A 17892-nucleotide genomic window follows, 5' to 3' on the forward strand; every position below is an offset into this window, starting at 1 on the left:
TATAATCTTAAGAAAAGGGAGCCAATAAAGGCGACTGTCCTAAGCCGCGGGAATATGAACTGGGATGTGAAAATCAATTGTGGATTGCCGTACTGAAATCGCACTTAGTTATTTGCGGATTTACTTCTTTTTTATTTTCAATATGCAATGGCAAGGTAATATTGAAATTACTTCCTTCTCCTTCTTCACTTTCTACCCAAAGATGCCCATTAAGTTTTTCCACAAACTCTTTGCAAAGTACCAAACCCAAACCAGAACCTCTTTCGTTCGCAGTGCCCGGCAAGGTAACATTAGTGGATAAGTCGAAAATTTTGCGAATTGTTTCCTTGTTCATACCAATTCCATTGTCGGAAATAGAAATTTCAACTTGGTGTTGATCGGTAGTAGCCACAACTTCTATATGTCCTCCAAGGTTTGTGAATTTAATTGCATTCGAAATTAAATTTCGTAAAATAGTTTCCAGTATATTTTTATCGGTAAATAATTCAATGTCATTTGTTGGGGAATAATGCAAAGAAATGTTTTTAGCTTTTGCATGTGACGTTTTAAGTCCTATTATCTCGAATATAACTTCTGACAGATTAATTGTTTGCGGGGTAAAACCAAGTTCTCCAGTTTGTGATTTAGCCCAATTTAATAAGTTGTCCAGTAGATTGAGTGTATTTTTGGCGGTTGAATTTATTAAATCGGTATATTTTTCAGATTCTGGATTATCGTTTTCCTTTACATTTCCCAAGAGTAGGTCAGAAAGACCCAATATGTTGATAAATGGACTTCTTAAATCGTGCGCAATAATTGAAAACAACTTGTTTTGGGTTAGGTTTAACTGTTCAAGTTTAAGTTTATCATGTTGAATTCTTATATTTTTTTTAAGGATGGTTTTTTCATCCATTTCTTTTAAAAGCATTATGAATCCTATACTCATAGCACTAATTACAAGGACAGAGATTATTAGAAACCAATTATTGAAAGTCGAATTCTTGAGGAAGACAAATGACTCACCCAATTGGTATATATTAAAAGCACGAAAAAGCTGGAATAAGGAATATATTATAAGAACACCACTTAAAAGGATTGAAAATTTGTATTTATTTTTATTGATAAATAGATAAAAGGCACCTATCCCAAAGAAAAATGAACAGGAAATTATGCGTACAACACTAAGGATTGTGTAGTTTTCTTCAAAGATTAAAATTGTCGAATAAAATAGAAGACCAAGAACTAAGAAAATCGACAAAAGATTTTTTCGGATTTTGCCATCAAAAGAAACTAGGCCATAGGATGTTAACGCAAAAGAAGAAATCAATAGGAAATTATTAATTCGCAAAGCATGCAAAGGAGCTAAAATATCCCTATTGGCATATACCACAATGGTAACCGTTTGAAATGCAATACCCAGTGCTACTAGCAATAAACACCATTGTTTGTGATGATAAAAATATTGATAGATGAACAATGCAATAATAAATAAGTTATTCACGGCTAAAAAAAACAATATCGAGGGGTAGTCTAAGGTCATTTTTCTTTATTCATTATATTTTATAAAGATTAAAAAAATTGTTTAATAAACTGCTTTTTAAGTGTTTGTTTGAACACTTAATTGGGTTCATGTAAAACGAAGTACTTATTAGGTTGAGTATAAGAATAGTAGCCGATTATAAGCTTCGATCTTATCCAGTTAGAATAAAGTTGAGGGCTTTCAACATTAGAATTTATCACTATCTCAGTTATTTATGTTATACTTTGTTAACAGTTGTCTTCTTTTTATTCCTCAATTCTTTTAATATTTTTGGATCAAATCCTTTTTTCCTCTAAGTTCATTTTTTCCAAGAGATTTAATTTTTATATCAGCTCCTGGAAACATCATAAATAGGTAATGCTATAACTTGATTACCTGTCCAATTGTGGGAATGATACACTTGATATTTTCCCCTTTAACTTTCAGTTTATTTTCGAATTCTCTAAAACTCTCACCAAGATTATGGATGGGGACAACAATTTTCGGATTAATCGTTATTGTTGTCTTTACTGCTTCGTCAATATTCATTGTAAATTTACCGCCAATAGGAATAAATGCTACGTCAATGTCTTTCAATAATTCCATTTCGACTAAAAAGTCCGTGTCGCCCAAATGATAAAAGGATATTCCTTTAATTGTAAAAATATAGCCAACACCTTTTCCCTTTTTATGTTGTTTCTTTGTTGATGTCCCATGTTCAGTATTATAAGCGTTTACCACGGTCAACCGAATTTTTTTTTCAATTTCAATAGTGTCATTTGGCTTTACAATAATAAAATTGTCGCCTAACTCTTTTACACAACTTTTTGGAGCGAAAATTTTTGTATCCTGTTTTATCAGTCGGTCTACCGTTACTCTTTTGCAGTGGTCTTTGTGGTGATGAGTTATAAATATAAAATCCGCTCTCTCAAGTCCGTTAGGCATTCCGTCAATTGGGTCAGGCCATTTTGAGTATTCTGTTTTATCGGGATATTTTGAAAAATACGTCTTTAAATAGGCTGGGTCAAAATATATTATTCTATTATCAATCCTTAACCTAATCCAAGAATTGGGAAACCACGTTATGTCCGTTGTAGAATTCAATTTCATTTTGCTTTCTATTCAATTCCAAGTTTGATGGCTTTATCACATTGCAGGTATTGCTTAAAATATGATTTGTGTAGAGGTAAGAAAACCTTTTCGTTACCGCCAGCCATGCTTTTTACCTGCCCTAACGCCCATCAGAATAACAAAGTTGGTCAGGTGTCTCCCGCTAGAATGATTTGTCGATCTGGTTTCTGTACGCGCGCCCTTACCGATTCGGGCGGGGACGGATTTTTTAAGTATTTTTATTTATTCAATTTGGCGGACACATTAAATATAGGCAAACCATTAAATCCGGCCCGATGCCTACATTACTCATAAGTTCCGCTGGCAAACGATTATTTTTGATTTTCTTTATCCTTTATGACAATTTCCCTAATTGGAACTCCATTGATCAGCACATCTTTTAATACTGCTTCCCCATCCTTTATTTGTACCAGCGCATAGGCAATCTGATTTGTGTCAAGTTGCGATTCGCGGTAAGTCAATTCAGCATCGTACGCCTTTGATTCTTCCATATAATATCTATCAAATGGATAGTCAATAGTCAACTTGTTAGAACCATTATCCGTTACATAACTCACTTTGGTTTTTAAAAAGTCTTGATTATTTGTTCTCTTTTCTTTTGAGACAGATCTAATTTTTGCATAACCCTCATTGTCTGATGTAAGAGAAACATAAATTGATTCACCCCTTAACCACTCCGCTTCATTTTTAATCTCAATAGTATCCTCTTTATAACGAAGCGTAATATATTTTCCTCTGAAAGGGTCGCTTGGATCAATTGGTTCGGTTTTAAATTTATATTCTTTACCTCTATGCAATATATCTTCTCTATCAATAATCATTTTGGCAGGGGTATACAATTGCACTAAGGCAACGAGTATAAATACAAATAATAATATTTTCTTATTGGTCATTAGATTTTCTCTTTTTCAGCATCCAGTAATTTGTTGCAAAGAAGCCAATGCCAACCGAAACAAATAGCCCCCCTCTTATTACGAAACTTAGATTTGTGTCAAAGAATCTGCAAACAACTAAAGCGGTAATAATTATCAACCCATAGTTCAAAATCCCTAAATTGCCAAGCTTGGCTCCGTCCCTGATTGTTAAAATTCCAATGGCTAAAACAAGAATATTGGTAAGCACTACAGATAGTGGTGATGATAGCCCAATAATAAAGGTTATGATGAACAGAATAAAAACAGACGTTATAGGTTTAATAAATTTCAGCGATCTGTTTTTCAGTTGCAGGATAAGTAGGCCACTAGCGAATAGGGATATTATAGTAGAAGCAAAGAATTCAGGGGTTGTGATTATATCAAGGAATACGAAATCCTTTCTTCTCAAGTCCACCCAGAACCAATCAAAACTCAGTATCAGGAGCAATACAATTGTTCCAAGATCCCCTAAAACTTTATAACCATTATTTCGTGGTCTTTGCCTTGAAAAAAAATCCAAGTCCCCTATTAAATATAATAACCCAAAAAGGCTGAAATAGGCAATATATATAAGTTCATCGGTTTGCTTTGCAACAGTACCCAGTGTAATTATCAGAGAAAGTGGAATTAGCCAATTGTGGAAAATCATAAAATTACTTTGGAGTTTTTTCGTGTACAACAGGTAATAATGAGGGATAATAGTAAGCAGAAGTACCCAGTAAAAGTATGATTCGGAATTAGGGAATGTCCAGTAGCTTGTTTCACAAGCATAGTAGGTTATTCCAATTAGATAGAGCAACGAGCCTATGGAAGATTTCATCACATATATCAATGGGAGGCATAGCAACATCCAGGTCAGAAGGAATGAGCTTAAATTTCCTGGTATATGGTATATCTGACTAACAAGAGATATACTTGCTCCCACTGCGAAAAACAAAAAAGCGGTTCCGCTTTCTCTCCATGCGATACTATCTTGTTTTTTTATTAATACCAATCCACAGAGTGTTTGTCCAATGAGCAATGGAAGAAAAGCTAAGAGCGTTTTGGTCTGACGTGAAAGTTCGTCCCAGTTGTGGGCGATCATTAGGATAATTCCCAGTCCAACCAATATTGCTCCTAATATTCCAAAAACAATAAAAAGTCGGTTTGTTGACTGCCCTCTTTTTTCCCGATAAAAATCTCGTATTTTGTCTGCCGTTTCTTGTGAAATCACCTCAGCTTTAACAAGTTCGGGAATATCTTTTATCATGTTAATTGTGGTGTTATATGTTTGATAACGCCTAAGTTAATAATCTGTTGTTGAGATTTATAGGCAATCAAATCGAACTTGGATACATGTCAGATTAAAAGTACAAAAACTTTTGAATTTTAGTAAAAAAGCAAAACAACGATTTTTAGCCTTTGATATACAACGTTTTTTTATTTCTTTTTTATAGGAATACAATACGAGGAAATTTTTTCAATCTCATTTTTATCATTAAAATCATAAACATCACAGGCGGAGATAAAATTTAATGATTTTCCGTCCCGTTTAAATTCCGCTGTTCCAATCACGATTACTTTGTTTTCCGAAACAATTACTTCGTCAGTTTTAAAATCCGTTTGTACAGATTTAAAATATTCCGCCGTTTGTTGACAATTTTCCGAAACTGCTTTTTTCCCTGTATAGGTGTTTTCTCCGACAACATTCCAAACGATGCCATCACTTAAATGACTTATTACTTTTTCAAACTTTCCATTTGAGAAAAGTTCCGCTATTTCTTTTTTTAAATGTTCCATTTTTTCAATCTACTGTTTTTGCCATACGTTCGTTAAGACAGTTAGTTTAGTATAAGAACAATGCCATGGCCAGATTAAATGCCCAAGGACAGGAAGGCGTTGTTAGTGGGCACGGAATTGGGAACTGAGACTGCTTTAAGCATTGTTTTTATAAATTGTAGAGCGTAGGTTTATCTACTCGAACATTTGGAAAGTTTCCTTGCTGCTTGTTTTAGCAATACCATAATTTCCCTCATCTCGGAAATTCACCACACCTGATTTAATTGTTTCCTTATCTTTTCTAAGTTCCTGCGCCAGCTTTTCAATTTCTCGAGAAATTTGTTCTTTTCTAGCAGGACTATAATCATCAAATTTATGGTCAATAAGTGATACAATCAATTCATCATTGTTTTTGATTTTTATGTCAACTTTCTCGGGTTCATATTTTTCGGATATGGATTTTTTTAGTTGATTCAAATTTGGATATTATTACTTACAGAGGTTGGTAAATGAAGTGGACGAAGCAATAATTAGTCTAATTTCCTAGGAGCCATGGTTGTATATAGTGTTTTTTATTCTTTTATTTCGGTATAACCTGGTAGTCCGTGTAAACACTTTATGACTTGATTTTCACCTGGTTGACCTGCGTGGTAATGATATCCTCTAGTGTCATCAAAATGTCCACCGCATTCGTCTAAATCGTTGGGTTTATTACCTTTCTTATCCAATAAAGCGAAAATCCCAAATCCGTCAATGGCATATCCTATCATTGGGGAGTGCGAATTGGTTTGAACAATTTCTTTTGTTGACCCTGTAGCCGCGTGGTAATGATAACCTCCGTGCGGGTTTACGTGTCCTCCGTGGTCGTCTAAAGGTGCTATTGTATGAGCGGCTAAAATAGCATGTACTGGGGCAGGTGGGTCGAAATTAACTCCATTGAAAGCAATTCCTATTCCGCCTCTTCCAAAATTTTGAGTCGAATTGAGATACGTCGGGGTTACGGGAATTACAAAAGTTGTTACCTGGTCTTTAAAGTATTCGGGCAAACATTCAACGCAATAATTATTATATTGTTCTTCTACTTCTGGTTTTGCAGCAGCCAAACAGCCCTCTTCTGTATCCGTGACTTTTATCGTTCCATCTTCTCTATATAGTTTCCACTTGTCATCACTATAGAACTCATCCAAATTAGCAATGAAATGTCCAGATACATCATAAACTTCTCCATCTCTAAACCATATTCCTGCTTTCTCCATTCCATCCTCAATGTGTCTAGGACACCAAGGCCCCATTTGATGTTCGGTTGCTTGCGAATTTGTTTTAATGACATAGCAAAGTGTTTCAACTCCATTTAATTCAATCGTTTGCTTTTGAATTCCGCCAATGATGTTTTCTGAAATAAAATAATCTGTGTTTACTGGAACAACTTTAGCCTCGGTATTAATCTGATTTGACAAATCCTTATTTTCGTTAGACTGCCTTGGTGGTCTGTTTTGTTGATTTTTTTCTACTTTAATAAGTTCTTCCAATGTCAAAAACCCGTCATTATTAATGTCAATATTCGCAAAATCATTAGCGATTGGTCCTTGGACTTCAGTTTTGGATAATTTTCCGTCCTTGTTACTGTCCATTTCCGAAATCAATTGTGCTGATGACGGTCTTTGTTCTTGTGGTCCTTGCTCTTTCTTTTTTTCTTGATTGGATTTGCAAGAAATTAAGAATGTAACTGTTAAAATTAGAAGTATGATATATTTCATTTTGGTTGATTTTTTAAATCGATTTTTAAACTAATCATAAGACCATTCGTTTAAAAATGATTGTCTCAATTTTTTAGTCAGACAATTACAGTATTCAACATTATAGGCAACGCGCTTGTGTATGAAGTGTTGCATTACGCAGGGTGTTATGATTTCATAGGATTCCTAGTTGGCAGTATTTATTTATCTATTTTCATTTCATTTATTCGTTCAAGTAGGGCGGCTCAAATCATAATACGAATTTATTCTGACAGGTTAAGTTGCCATGAAATACCATATTTATCTTCACACCAACCATATTTTTTACCAAATCCGTAATCTCCTGAACCTTCGTAATTGTCCAGGGGAACCATAATCTGGCCTCCATTTGAATAAAGTTTTTCGAATAAAGTTTGTATCTCAATTTCAGACTTACATTCAACGAACAGTGATACCCCTGGTGTAAATGACCAAGGGTGATCAAAATTACTTTCGGAAACCATGTACTCTGTATCATTTAATGTAAATACTCCATATTTGATAAGGTCCGGTGTTCCTCCAGCCTCTCCTTCTTGGTATTTTATGATGCTTTTAATTTCCGAATTTGGAAATATAGAAGTGTAGAAATTTATCGCTTCTTCAGCCTTTCCGCATTGTTCGCCAACATATGTTAGAAATGTTGTTGTTTTCATCTTTTTGAAATTTGAATTCGAACTCGAAATTGTCAATTAAATAAATAATTTGCTTCTCAAGAGCTACTTTTATTAATTTACAGCCGAATTGGCAATTGATAAACTCTTTTTCGTACCCAATTACTGGCCAGGTGTTTGTTTTTGGTTGGTTGGGCCTCTCATCTACCTCTTGTTATGTCCTTTAGATTTGTATTATAAATATAAGCTTTTATAATGCTGTTGAAGGTAGTTTTATTCCAGAAACCTATAAACGAGCTAAGCAATCAATGAAGTTGAATTATTTTTGAGGTAAACTAATAACTGTTTCTGTTAATTAGCGGTAGGTTCTTAAGATAAATTTTTCAAGGCTTCAATAATTTCATCAGGCTCCGAGCGAGTTCTATAGTCAACATTAACATAGCGCCATGTAACTATTCCGTCCCGTCCTAATACAAACGTTGCCGGAATTGGTAATACATTACCGTTACCATTGTTAATTTTTTCTAAATCAAGTTTTCGATCTTCACGCATGTGTTCTGCCAAAAACTCTGGTACTTCCCATGCAACACCATATTGCAGAGCAACTTTTGCATCTTGGTCAGACAGGACAATAAAGTCCATCTTACTAATTTCATCTTTTGTCAATGATCCATCTGGTACTTGTGGGCTTATGGCAACCAATGTAGCACCTAATGCATGGATATCATCTAGTCTAGCCTGCAAGGCTCTAAGCTGTAGGTTACAGTAAGGGCACCAACTACCTCTATAAAAAGTAATAACAACAGGACCTTTCTCCAGTAAAACATTTAATGATATTGATTTACCTTCAGGGTTAGGCAGCTCAAAACTAGGAGCTTTCTGTCCAATTTTAATTGCATTTTCCCCTTTTTCAAAGGCCTTTTCCTGTTTAATAATATTATCAACACCACTCATGAACTCAGGATTAGCTTCTCGTCCTGCTGCAATTTTAGCATCAGTTAGTTCTTTTAGTTTTTTCATTATTTATTTATTGGATAATAAGTTTTATATCAAAGTAATGCGATACATGTTTTTAAATTATGCTCTACAGAATTGTATTAAAAAGCAGTGAAATGGATTTGTTCTTTTATACTTAGTTGTAAGATATGTTGGGTGTTAATGCAGCCAATTTAACAAATAAAAACCGAAAAAAAATCGGTGGTATCAAGCTTTTGTGTGTGTGTATTTTATAAATAGGCTAGTACTGGCCCGCCAATACAGTCTTTGGTGTTACCAAAGACTGTAATTAATCTTGACTGGGTATCCCACGGAGTCAACACGTTTATTCATAGTTTCAAATTTTCCGTCAATCATCAAAGACTAATTGGCGGTGTTGCAACGGAGAACTGCGGTTGAATAACCCGCTGAACCCGGCTAATATTTAAATTTTGTCAGCAAACGTTATTCATCAAACTTAGAAAAATCATAGTTTGCACCTTTACTTACAAGTATTAGTAGAAAATCACTGCCCCAACCATCTGACCAAGGCTTAAATTCTTGTGAAGTCTTTGTTTCAAATTCACCGATATTGACAATTTTACCACTACGGGGGTTAAACCAATATGCTATTGCCTTTTCAGAATCTATTTTTGTTAAATCTATTTCTATTGGATGACCAATCGGAGTATAGGCAATAATTAAGTCTTTATTTTCTCCTATTGCGGATAATTTGTATGATTCGTTTTCGGGATTATTGTTTTGAATTAATGTTTGATCAAAAATCATTTTTTGCCAAGGTATGACCTCAAAAATTTCTTTCATATATTTCATTTGCGAAGAACCGGGCAATTCAAGTGCTGTAGTCCAACCAGTTCTTGCATTAAGAATTGGAGTTCGATCTGATTTATACATTTGCCAAATATCATTACAACCGTAAGTATATCCTGCTGCACCTGCAATTATGCTCCAATATGCAGAAATCCTGACATCAGCATCATCAAGCCAGCCATAGTGTTTATTTTCCCAGAATCTATCCATAATATTCTCATATCGTGCTTCTCCATTTATTATTGGTCTTTTTGTTTTTGATTTCTTACTTTCAACCACGTATTGATATTCTCTCGCTGTTCTGTTATGTCCACTTTGATACATATCAATATCTAGCCATTTATCATTAAAAAAATCTGTTGCTTTTTGTGCTCCTACCGGATGATATGAAATTAGATGTTGGGTGTCAATTTTGCGGATACCTTTTGCCATTGCTCTTATTATTGCAAAATGATGTTCATTTTCAGGAATTCTATCGCCTCCTAGAATCCAAATAACATTGTTATGAGACAGGTATCTTTTTGCTAAAATCTCTCCAAATATTTCTGAATTTGTTGTGTTAAAAATCTCTGGACCAACTCCCCACTTTTTATTAAATTTATCACCCCAGGTTGGAAGCAGTCCAATATATAATCCAAGTTCATTTGCTTTACTTATGACATAATCTACCATTTCAAAATATTTCTCATTTATCTTTGTAGGATCATTATTAATTAAAGGTTTTTCCCCATAAGCGTTAGGCGTATTCAATCCATCCAACTCAGCAAGAATTACGGTTTGAATAACTGTAAACCCTTTTTCCGCTCTATCAGTCAAGTATAGGTCAATTTCCTTTTTATTACATCGATGTATCAATTCCCATGCAGTTCCTCCCAACCAAAAAAATGGTTCGTTGGATTGATTTACAATATAACTATGGCCATTACTAACTTTTAATAATGGCAAATTTTGTCCGAAGTTTATTTGAGTCGATAAGACTAATAATAATGTTAGAATTTTACTTTTCATAGTTTGTGTTGTTTCTTTTTTATGGCGTTAGCCAACGGTCTCGGCTCGTATCTTTACGACTATATATATTATTGATTATAAATATAATGGATTAATGCCTATAAATTATAGCTAAAATACAAAGGACTAAGAGGTCTCTGCAATTTCTTGTTTGAATAAGCTTATTACTTCCTGTATTTCTTTCCCTAATACTTTGCCATGAGTTAAACCTCGTTCATATGGTGTGTCACTTAGTTCAAGATATTGAAGTTTTCCATTTGCGAGCAATTAAAACTGTTCTGTTTTATATTGGACCTTATGAGAATTCTATTTTTGTTTAGCGTCATTTAAGCATAATGAAATAAAGATGCTTGTTAATAGAAGTAATATTATTTTGTTATTTCATAATTAGTTGATTTTTCAACATGGCTTACAACGGTTTTGGGCATGATTTCGCAGCAATAAATCCGTTAGGATTTTTCGTTCTAGAAATCCAGCCATATAAAAGAAAGATATTTCAGGTTAGGCGAGGAGTAGCTATGAATAATATGCATTGTAAGTGGCTGTCTTTTTATTATCATTATCGGTCCTATCGATCTCTTAGAATTAACTCCAATTTCTCGACCAATTTTTCAGGTTGATCTCTCATCGCGTAGTGCCCTCCTTCCATTTCATATATTTTCCAACCGTTCAGGAGAGCTTTTTTTGCACCCCATTCTTCAAATGTTGCTTTTTCATCTTCTTTCATCAATATAAATGATGTTGGTATTTTCTTGACAAGGGGATTTTTAATGGTTAAAGCTTCTGTAAAAGTTTTAAGCGGCTGTGGTACGTCAGTTGGAGGAGTTGCCTTGGTTGGGCCAAAAGGATATAAAACAAATCCATCATTTATTTTTGGCACTATCATTACATTCCATACCTCTTCTCCGTTAATGGATTCTACACTTTCCCCATCATTGGGAACGAAAGCATCTAGATAAATCAATTGGTCTATTCTTTCAGGGATATTTTCAGCGACACCTGATATCACCATTCCTCCATAACTGTGCCCTACTAAAATTATACTTTCTAAGTTCTCGAACTTGATTACATTAACGATGTCAGTAATGTGTGTTGTTAAATTAATTTCCTTATTTGCCAGATGAACTCTTTCCCCAAGTCCGGTAAGAGTTGGATGAAATACATTATGTCCTTTTTTAGTAAGAATTGAATCCATTTTGGCGTATTCCCAGCCACCTCCCCAGGCTCCATGAACAAAAAGAAAAGTAAGCGGTGTATCTGTTTTTTGAAGATTTACGTGGTCTACTTTGGTCGTTTGTCCTTTGCCAATAAACGTTGCTATTAACATCAAAACAAATAAAGTTTTATTGATTGCTGTTTTCATTTTATTAAGGTTTTAACAGGTTACCACTAGCGGTTAGGCTATGAGTAGTTGCGTGGTTTAGCACTTAACCCCGCCCGTACCGAACGATGCGTTCGGGCGGGTTTGCAAGCCTGCGTGCCGGCAGGCAGGTACACATCAATCTGAAAATCGGTCCGGCCACGCTTTTGGGCGTGGGAGAATTTTCAGAAGTAGTCAAGAAGAATCAACCCGCCAATCCACCCGTCCGTCTGTACAACAAAGTCGGGCAGGTATCAATTCGGGCTAGGAACATGCTAAAAAGCTTGGCCGGTGGGAACGACTCTGTCGGGCTGGTTATTTATACCCATTGTGCATGCCCAGCATGGGCATCTTTATCCTATCTAAGATACGGTATTAATCTAGAGGGTGCAAGAACTTTATGCGCAGGGGTAACGTCTTAAATATAGGTAAGTGGCAAGTTTGCTAGCTGCGAGGCTAGGATCGAAGGAAGCGAGACTACAAAACCCGGCACTGACGAACAGAAATTGCAGATAGAGGCATAGTTGCTTGGGAAAGCAACCAGATCATTGTAACGAAGAGTTTGATAATGTGATTCCGTCTGCTCCAAAGGTCATTGGTTTGATAAAATCATCAGGAACACGAACGCCTCCGGTAATAATTAAAGTTACCTCTTTTCTTTTTACTTTATCTAAATAGTGTCTGGTTCTGGGTAAAGCAGGAATAGTTGGTACAGAAACGTTATTTAAAAATATTAATGGAGCAGCACCAGTTCCACCACCTATTCCGTCCAAAATAATATAGACTGCACTTGTATCTAAGGCAGATTGAATATCTTCTTCAATTATATGATTAGCTGATAATTTAAAACCTATAAGAATTCCTCAAGTCACTTCACGAACTATATCAGAAAAATTCCTAAAATCGATTAATGCTAACTTTATTCCCTGTCCCGTTGAGTCAATTGTTTATTCCAGAAAGTGTCTAATAAAATCGTGTTTTATCTGATTTGGTGGTCAAACTATCAAGTGAAACCATCATATCAGGATAAGACTCCATATATCTTTTAGCCTCATTAGAAATGGCATTCGTCCCATTCGCGGTTTTTCCGTTATTAACCGCCAGCTCACCATCTTCAGTGAAAAAGGAAGATACCAAATTAGGCCTTTGGCTACACCAAGCTTCTGCGTATCCTCGTGCGAAAACTTCTAAATCATACTTTTTATTATCTTTTGAAAGATCTATTACTGTATAAGATATATTGAGTATTTTCCATTTGTCATTTTTTTTATTGAATGTAAAATGATTAACTTCTCTTGTTTGAGGAATTCCCCATCTATATCAAATGCAATCAGCTCTAGCTATAGCCGATCTACCTTTGGTAATTAGAATGTCATAGTTGTTCGGAATCTCAAAGTATGGACTTCGTTTCCTCATTTTTACACTTTCAAAGTAATCATTAATGGCTATTTCCGAATTAGACCAAGTTCCATCTTTTAATCTACTTTTTCCAAGCATAGCTTTGTCAGACATCGTTGAATCCAATGCGTTTATATTATAATTCCCAGCATTAAACAATAATGTATTGACAATTGCTTTTATATTTCCCTCATCTGAATTCACTTCTGTCTTCTTTATTTCGGCAGGAGCATTTTTAGATAATTCGGGATTGCCATTTTCTTGTTTATAGCTTAAAAGAAAAGTACCAATTGCTATGAATGATAATAATGTGACTTCAATTTTCTATTCATGATGGGTTTCTTTAATAACTGCCAATGGTTAGCACAACATCAGTAGAGGATAAAATACAACTACTTTTCATCTAGAAATATACTTAATTAAACACAAAAACGGTTCAAGCTTGCAACAGAACCGTTTTTGTTTTTGGCATCTATGAAAAAGTAGTACGTCGAGTATCTTTAAGATGAACTAAAAATTAAAGATATGAACATTCAAATTACTGCCACACCTAAGTTATTTATTGGTATCGACATACACAAACGAAGTTGGAAGATTCATTGTTTCACGGACCTGTTTTAGGCAGATCCTTTAGCATGGCTCCCGATCCGGAATTTTTAATGAAACACCTCACGAAACTTTTCCTGGACCACGAGGTAAGTGTAGCATATGAGGCGGGTTGCTGTGGTTACCATATCCCGGGAAGGAACGGGAACAGCACAGGAGTCTATTTAATAGGCGCAACGATTTGGTAAAGGATATGCGCCAGATCAAGAGCTACATCAAAAGGCAGTTGTTGTATTCGGTGGCGTTTCACGGTAGGGAACGATCACAAATAATGCTAATAATTCCTTTGTAATAGAATTTGTTTTTGCACCAAATTTATTGAAATTGGAATCATGGGATATAATTTCTTTTGAATGAAATTTCTTATCTATATAATCTGGTATTATGAGGACATCCTAGCAATTATTTTGTTCTATACAAAGAATATAATTTTTCCTTTATTTCGTTTTATGTTTACCTCTCCTAGAATTGCTGATAACGTTAAGTATAAGAATAATAGCGGATAAAAGAGCTCGAAAACTTCAAATTACCTCTAAATTTTCGCAAAAGTACAGACTTTGATTTTAGTACCCAGACCATTATTATTCATAGGATACAATGTTGTAAGAAGTGTTTATTTAAACTCGTACTGTATGCCTTAAGATTGGAAAAAATTCGTGAATGAGATTATGTTTTACGCCATTCACATTGGAAAATGACCACAAAGATCATTGCTAGAATAAGCAGTCCAGTATGAATACAAATTATCACGAACTAAGATATGTGCGGCGACTATAAACTCCAACGATTGCCCACTTCAGAGAGTGGTTTGCATGGTTCGTAGCTGCCCGGAATGGGGTCGTAGCTCAATACTTGTTCGCCTATTACTTCGGAAGTGAAATAGGCCCATATCGCCATTGATTTCATTGAGCGATAAAAACCAATTGGTTCTTGGTCACCAATTGTAATGCCCCAGATTCCTGGATTAAATTTGCCCGTCGACTTTTCTTCAGCTTTTAAAACCTCAACTCTTTCGGACACATCAAGGCTAGCAAAGTTAGTACCGAATTTCTCCTTACAACGATTATTAAAGGTGGTGATTTCATTCCGTATGTTTTGCTGTCCTTCTTGGTCATAGGTCTGAGAAATTACTCTGTCAATGAACACATCTACTTTTACATCCAAAGCTCCTGGTGTATCTGTTCGCGGTAAAATCATTTCAACCAGTGTGCCTATAGTGGTGGCTTCTTCCTTTGTAAAGAATTCAGGTTTCCAGGTCAATCTTGGCTCATTCCAGCAAGATTGTAGTAATGAAAGCAATGTGGGCATGGCAACGGTAGCACCTGCCACTAATCCTGTTTTTTTGAGTACGCTTCTTCTATCCATAACTTAAAGGTTCATTTTTTTTAATTCGGATACAGCATGGTTCGCAGCTCTCGCGGTAATAGCCATATAAGTCAATGACGGATTCACGCAAGAAGAAGAAGTCATACAAGCACCGTCGGTAACGAAAACGTTCTTTGCGGCATGAACTTGGTTAAAACCGTTAAGCACGGAGGTTTTTGGATCTAGACCCATTCTAGCGGTGCCCATCTCGTGCACAGCATAACCGGGTGGGTGTTCATTGTCAAAACCAATAATATCCTTTAATCCCGACTTTTGGAGCATTTCCACCGCATCTTCTTTAATTTGCTTGTTAGCCGCTCTTTCATTTTCCTTAAATTCTGAGTCAATTGCCAAAGTAGGTTGTCCCCATTTATCCAAAACATCAGTATTCAAACTAACTTGATTATCATGATAGGGCAAGCACTCTGCAAAACCTGTAATGAAGAATTCCCAAGGACCAGGTTTTAGGATACTCTCTTTAAAATCGGTTCCAAAATTTTCGCTATTGGCAGCGTTTCCACCGCGATATCCTCCTCCTTGGAAGCCAAAGCCACGTAGAAATTTATCATTCTTGGTTTTGTCATCTATATTCCAATATCTGGGAATATAAATTCCGTTAGGCCGTCTTCCCTTATAATATTTATCATCAAATCCTTCCACTTTTCCCATGGCTCCAACTCTATAGGTATGATCCATAAGATTGTGGCCAAGTTCTCCACTATCATTTCCAAATCCGTTTTCAAAGCGGTTTGATTTTGAATTCAACAAAATCTGTGTTGTACTCAAAGTTGAGGCATTGCAGAAAATGACTTTGGCTGAATATTCAATGTCTTCATTGGTCTCTGCGTCGATGATACGAACACCGGTAGCTTTGCCCTTAGCTTCATCATAAATAATAGACTGCACTATCGAAAATGGTCGAATTGTCAATTTACCAGTTGCATGGGCCGCAGGTAGCGTAACTGAGTTACTACTGAAATAGGCTCCGTACGGGCAACCTCTGCTACATCTATTCCTATATTGACATTGCCCTCTTCCATTATGTGGTACCGTTAAATGTGCACACCTCCCTATTATTAAATGCCTACCGTCAAACTCCTTTTCAATTCTACTTTTCACATGTTTTTCTACACAATTGAGCTTCATCGGCGGTAGAAAATGGCTATCGGGTAATTGTGGAAGCCCTAAAGGTTCTCCGCTAATACCTGCATATTTCTCCACATAGGTATACCATGGGTCAATATCCTTATATCTCATGGGCCAATCTACTCCGTGTCCATCTTTAGAATTTGCCTCAAAATCCAAATCGCACCAACGATACGTTTGCTTTCCCCATAACAAAGACCTTCCACCCATTTGATGGGCACGAAGCCATAAAAAAGGTTTTACTTCCGTATAAGGATTGGCCTCATCATCTGCCCAGAAATGGGCTGTATCAGTACTTACCCAATTCGAACGTATACTAACTTGGTGTTTTTTTCTTTGTTCAGGAGTCAGTACGCCTCTTAGCTCGCTATCCCAAGGGTCTAAGTTCATGGTTGGATAATCTTTTACGTGCTCAACGATTCTGCCCCGTTCAAGAACTAGGGTTTTCAGTCCCTTTTCGCAGAGTTCCTTTGCAGCCCAGCCACCGCTGATACCTGAGCCGATAACGATGGCGTCATAGACCATGTCCTTTTTTGCATCAATATTGAAATTTGCCATGTATAACGTATTTCTAGTAGCCATCAAGTTAATGAATAAATCAATAGCGCGACTTAACATTTAAGGAAAGAACTAGGCGAATTACTATCATACATATGTTTGGTGATTGTGAAAATCGGCAATCACTGATTTCGAATAGAGGCAAAGTGGCGTAACATTTATTAGAAAGTTGTTGTGTATGATTTGTTACGCCTGCCTGCCGTAGGCAGGTGTTTCAGTAACTATCTTACTGGAAATGGAACAAGCCACAGGAAAATCCATAGGATTTTGAGAGTAGGTTAGACCTAATAAATTATTTTTACACGGCTTTGTTGGGTGTTCGTACTTTATGGCTTTGCGCTATTCCATATTTTCAATTGGCCATTTTCTATATTTAAATTTGAAAAGGGCCCTGCAATTCTATTATCATTTGAGCGATTGATGCCAAAATAATCTACATCAAAAATTATTTCTGAAAGGTTAGGGTTTTCAAAAGCTGCCTTTACTATTTTAGTTTTACTTAATGTTTTGGTCGAAATCATTTCCACTTTATGCTCAAAAAACGCTTTATTTAAAGAAAATTGAAGATATACATCCCCTTCCTTTTCAATTAATGCTAATTCGGGGTCGTAATTTAAATAATCCTCATTATTCGAATCGTTTATAGACGATTTCTCCGGGAGCTGTCCCAAAAACAATTCTTTTTAAATTAGACGACCCACCCCGTATCGGTTTCACCCATTCACGGTAAGTTCCTGAATGAACGGTAATAGTATTGTAGGCTTCCCTAAAAATAGGACAGTATAAAATTCGAATTTATTAATTTTAAATTTTAACTGTCACATGAAAAGAACAAAGTTTACGGAAAGCCAGATTGTCAAGGCGCTAAGGGAAAACGAACAGGGAAGATCCGTTGGCGATATTTCCAGGGAACTGGGTATCGACAAAAGTACATTTTACTACTGGCGCAAGAAATACG

The 17892-nt window shown here is 35.8% G+C and carries 17 protein-coding genes; 1 reads left to right on the forward strand and 16 read right to left on the reverse strand.

Annotated features, from left to right (window positions below; translation table 11 throughout):
• Positions 1-73: 73 nt before the first annotated feature.
• From MWU78_RS21155 to MWU78_RS21215, 13 genes are all read right to left on the reverse strand, one after another.
• The gene (locus MWU78_RS21155; RefSeq protein ID WP_247001597.1) at positions 74-925 is read right to left on the reverse strand and encodes a HAMP domain-containing sensor histidine kinase; all 852 of its coding nucleotides are present in this window, start codon (positions 923-925) and stop codon (positions 74-76) included.
• Between the two features lie 954 nt (positions 926-1879).
• Complete coding sequence (locus tag MWU78_RS21160) at positions 1880-2608, reverse strand: MBL fold metallo-hydrolase (RefSeq protein ID WP_247001599.1); 729 nt, start codon at positions 2606-2608, stop codon at positions 1880-1882.
• A 332-nt stretch (positions 2609-2940) separates the two neighbouring features.
• Positions 2941-3522, reverse strand: a complete 582-nt coding sequence (locus tag MWU78_RS21165) for a GDYXXLXY domain-containing protein (RefSeq protein ID WP_247001601.1) — start codon at positions 3520-3522, stop codon at positions 2941-2943.
• A complete protein-coding gene (locus tag MWU78_RS21170; protein ID WP_247001603.1) occupies positions 3512-4792 on the reverse strand; it encodes a DUF2157 domain-containing protein in 1281 nt (426 codons plus the stop codon). Before MWU78_RS21170 ends, MWU78_RS21165 begins: the two co-directional genes overlap by 11 nt.
• 170 nt (positions 4793-4962) lie before the next feature.
• A complete protein-coding gene (locus tag MWU78_RS21175) occupies positions 4963-5322 on the reverse strand; it encodes a nuclear transport factor 2 family protein (protein ID WP_247001605.1) in 360 nt (119 codons plus the stop codon).
• A 174-nt stretch (positions 5323-5496) separates the two neighbouring features.
• A complete protein-coding gene (locus MWU78_RS21180) occupies positions 5497-5778 on the reverse strand; it encodes a hypothetical protein (RefSeq protein WP_247001607.1) in 282 nt (93 codons plus the stop codon).
• 95 nt (positions 5779-5873) lie between these two features.
• Positions 5874-7058: a YHYH protein gene (locus tag MWU78_RS21185; RefSeq protein WP_247001609.1), complete on the reverse strand. Its 1185-nt coding sequence runs from the start codon at positions 7056-7058 to the stop codon at positions 5874-5876.
• Positions 7059-7300: 242 nt separating this feature from the next.
• Positions 7301-7729 (reverse strand): VOC family protein, encoded by a 429-nt coding sequence (locus tag MWU78_RS21190; protein WP_247001611.1) that lies wholly within the window; start codon positions 7727-7729, stop codon positions 7301-7303.
• Positions 7730-8056: 327 nt separating this feature from the next.
• Entirely contained in the window at positions 8057-8707 is a 651-nt protein-coding gene (locus MWU78_RS21195) for a peroxiredoxin-like family protein (protein ID WP_247001613.1), read from the reverse strand.
• Between the two features lie 420 nt (positions 8708-9127).
• Positions 9128-10501 carry a glycoside hydrolase family 140 protein gene (locus MWU78_RS21200; RefSeq protein WP_247001615.1) on the reverse strand — a complete coding sequence of 458 codons (1374 nt, stop codon included), beginning with the start codon at positions 10499-10501 and terminating at the stop codon, positions 9128-9130.
• Between the two features lie 568 nt (positions 10502-11069).
• The gene (locus MWU78_RS21205; RefSeq protein ID WP_247001617.1) at positions 11070-11864 is read right to left on the reverse strand and encodes an alpha/beta hydrolase; all 795 of its coding nucleotides are present in this window, start codon (positions 11862-11864) and stop codon (positions 11070-11072) included.
• A gap of 542 nt (positions 11865-12406) precedes the next feature.
• The gene (locus tag MWU78_RS21210) at positions 12407-12721 is read right to left on the reverse strand and encodes a glutamate synthase-related protein (RefSeq protein ID WP_348647126.1); all 315 of its coding nucleotides are present in this window, start codon (positions 12719-12721) and stop codon (positions 12407-12409) included.
• A gap of 460 nt (positions 12722-13181) precedes the next feature.
• Complete coding sequence (locus MWU78_RS21215; protein ID WP_247001619.1) at positions 13182-13373, reverse strand: hypothetical protein; 192 nt, start codon at positions 13371-13373, stop codon at positions 13182-13184.
• 473 nt (positions 13374-13846) lie between these two features.
• On the opposite strand from MWU78_RS21215, the gene MWU78_RS21220 reads away from it, so the two are divergent.
• Positions 13847-14053: a hypothetical protein gene (locus MWU78_RS21220; RefSeq protein ID WP_247001621.1), complete on the forward strand. Its 207-nt coding sequence runs from the start codon at positions 13847-13849 to the stop codon at positions 14051-14053.
• A gap of 583 nt (positions 14054-14636) precedes the next feature.
• Here the strand turns inward: MWU78_RS21220 and MWU78_RS21225 are convergent.
• From MWU78_RS21225 to MWU78_RS21235, 3 genes are all read right to left on the reverse strand, one after another.
• Positions 14637-15230 (reverse strand): gluconate 2-dehydrogenase subunit 3 family protein, encoded by a 594-nt coding sequence (locus tag MWU78_RS21225; protein WP_247001623.1) that lies wholly within the window; start codon positions 15228-15230, stop codon positions 14637-14639.
• A 3-nt stretch (positions 15231-15233) separates the two neighbouring features.
• Positions 15234-16934, reverse strand: a complete 1701-nt coding sequence (locus MWU78_RS21230) for a GMC family oxidoreductase (RefSeq protein ID WP_247001625.1) — start codon at positions 16932-16934, stop codon at positions 15234-15236.
• Positions 16935-17260: 326 nt separating this feature from the next.
• Positions 17261-17605, reverse strand: coding sequence for a hypothetical protein (locus tag MWU78_RS21235; RefSeq protein WP_247001627.1), 345 nt, complete (start codon positions 17603-17605; stop codon positions 17261-17263).
• Positions 17606-17892 lie beyond the last annotated feature (287 nt).

The organism is Arenibacter sp. F26102 (assembly GCF_023015865.1).
Lineage (GTDB): Bacteria > Bacteroidota > Bacteroidia > Flavobacteriales > Flavobacteriaceae > Arenibacter.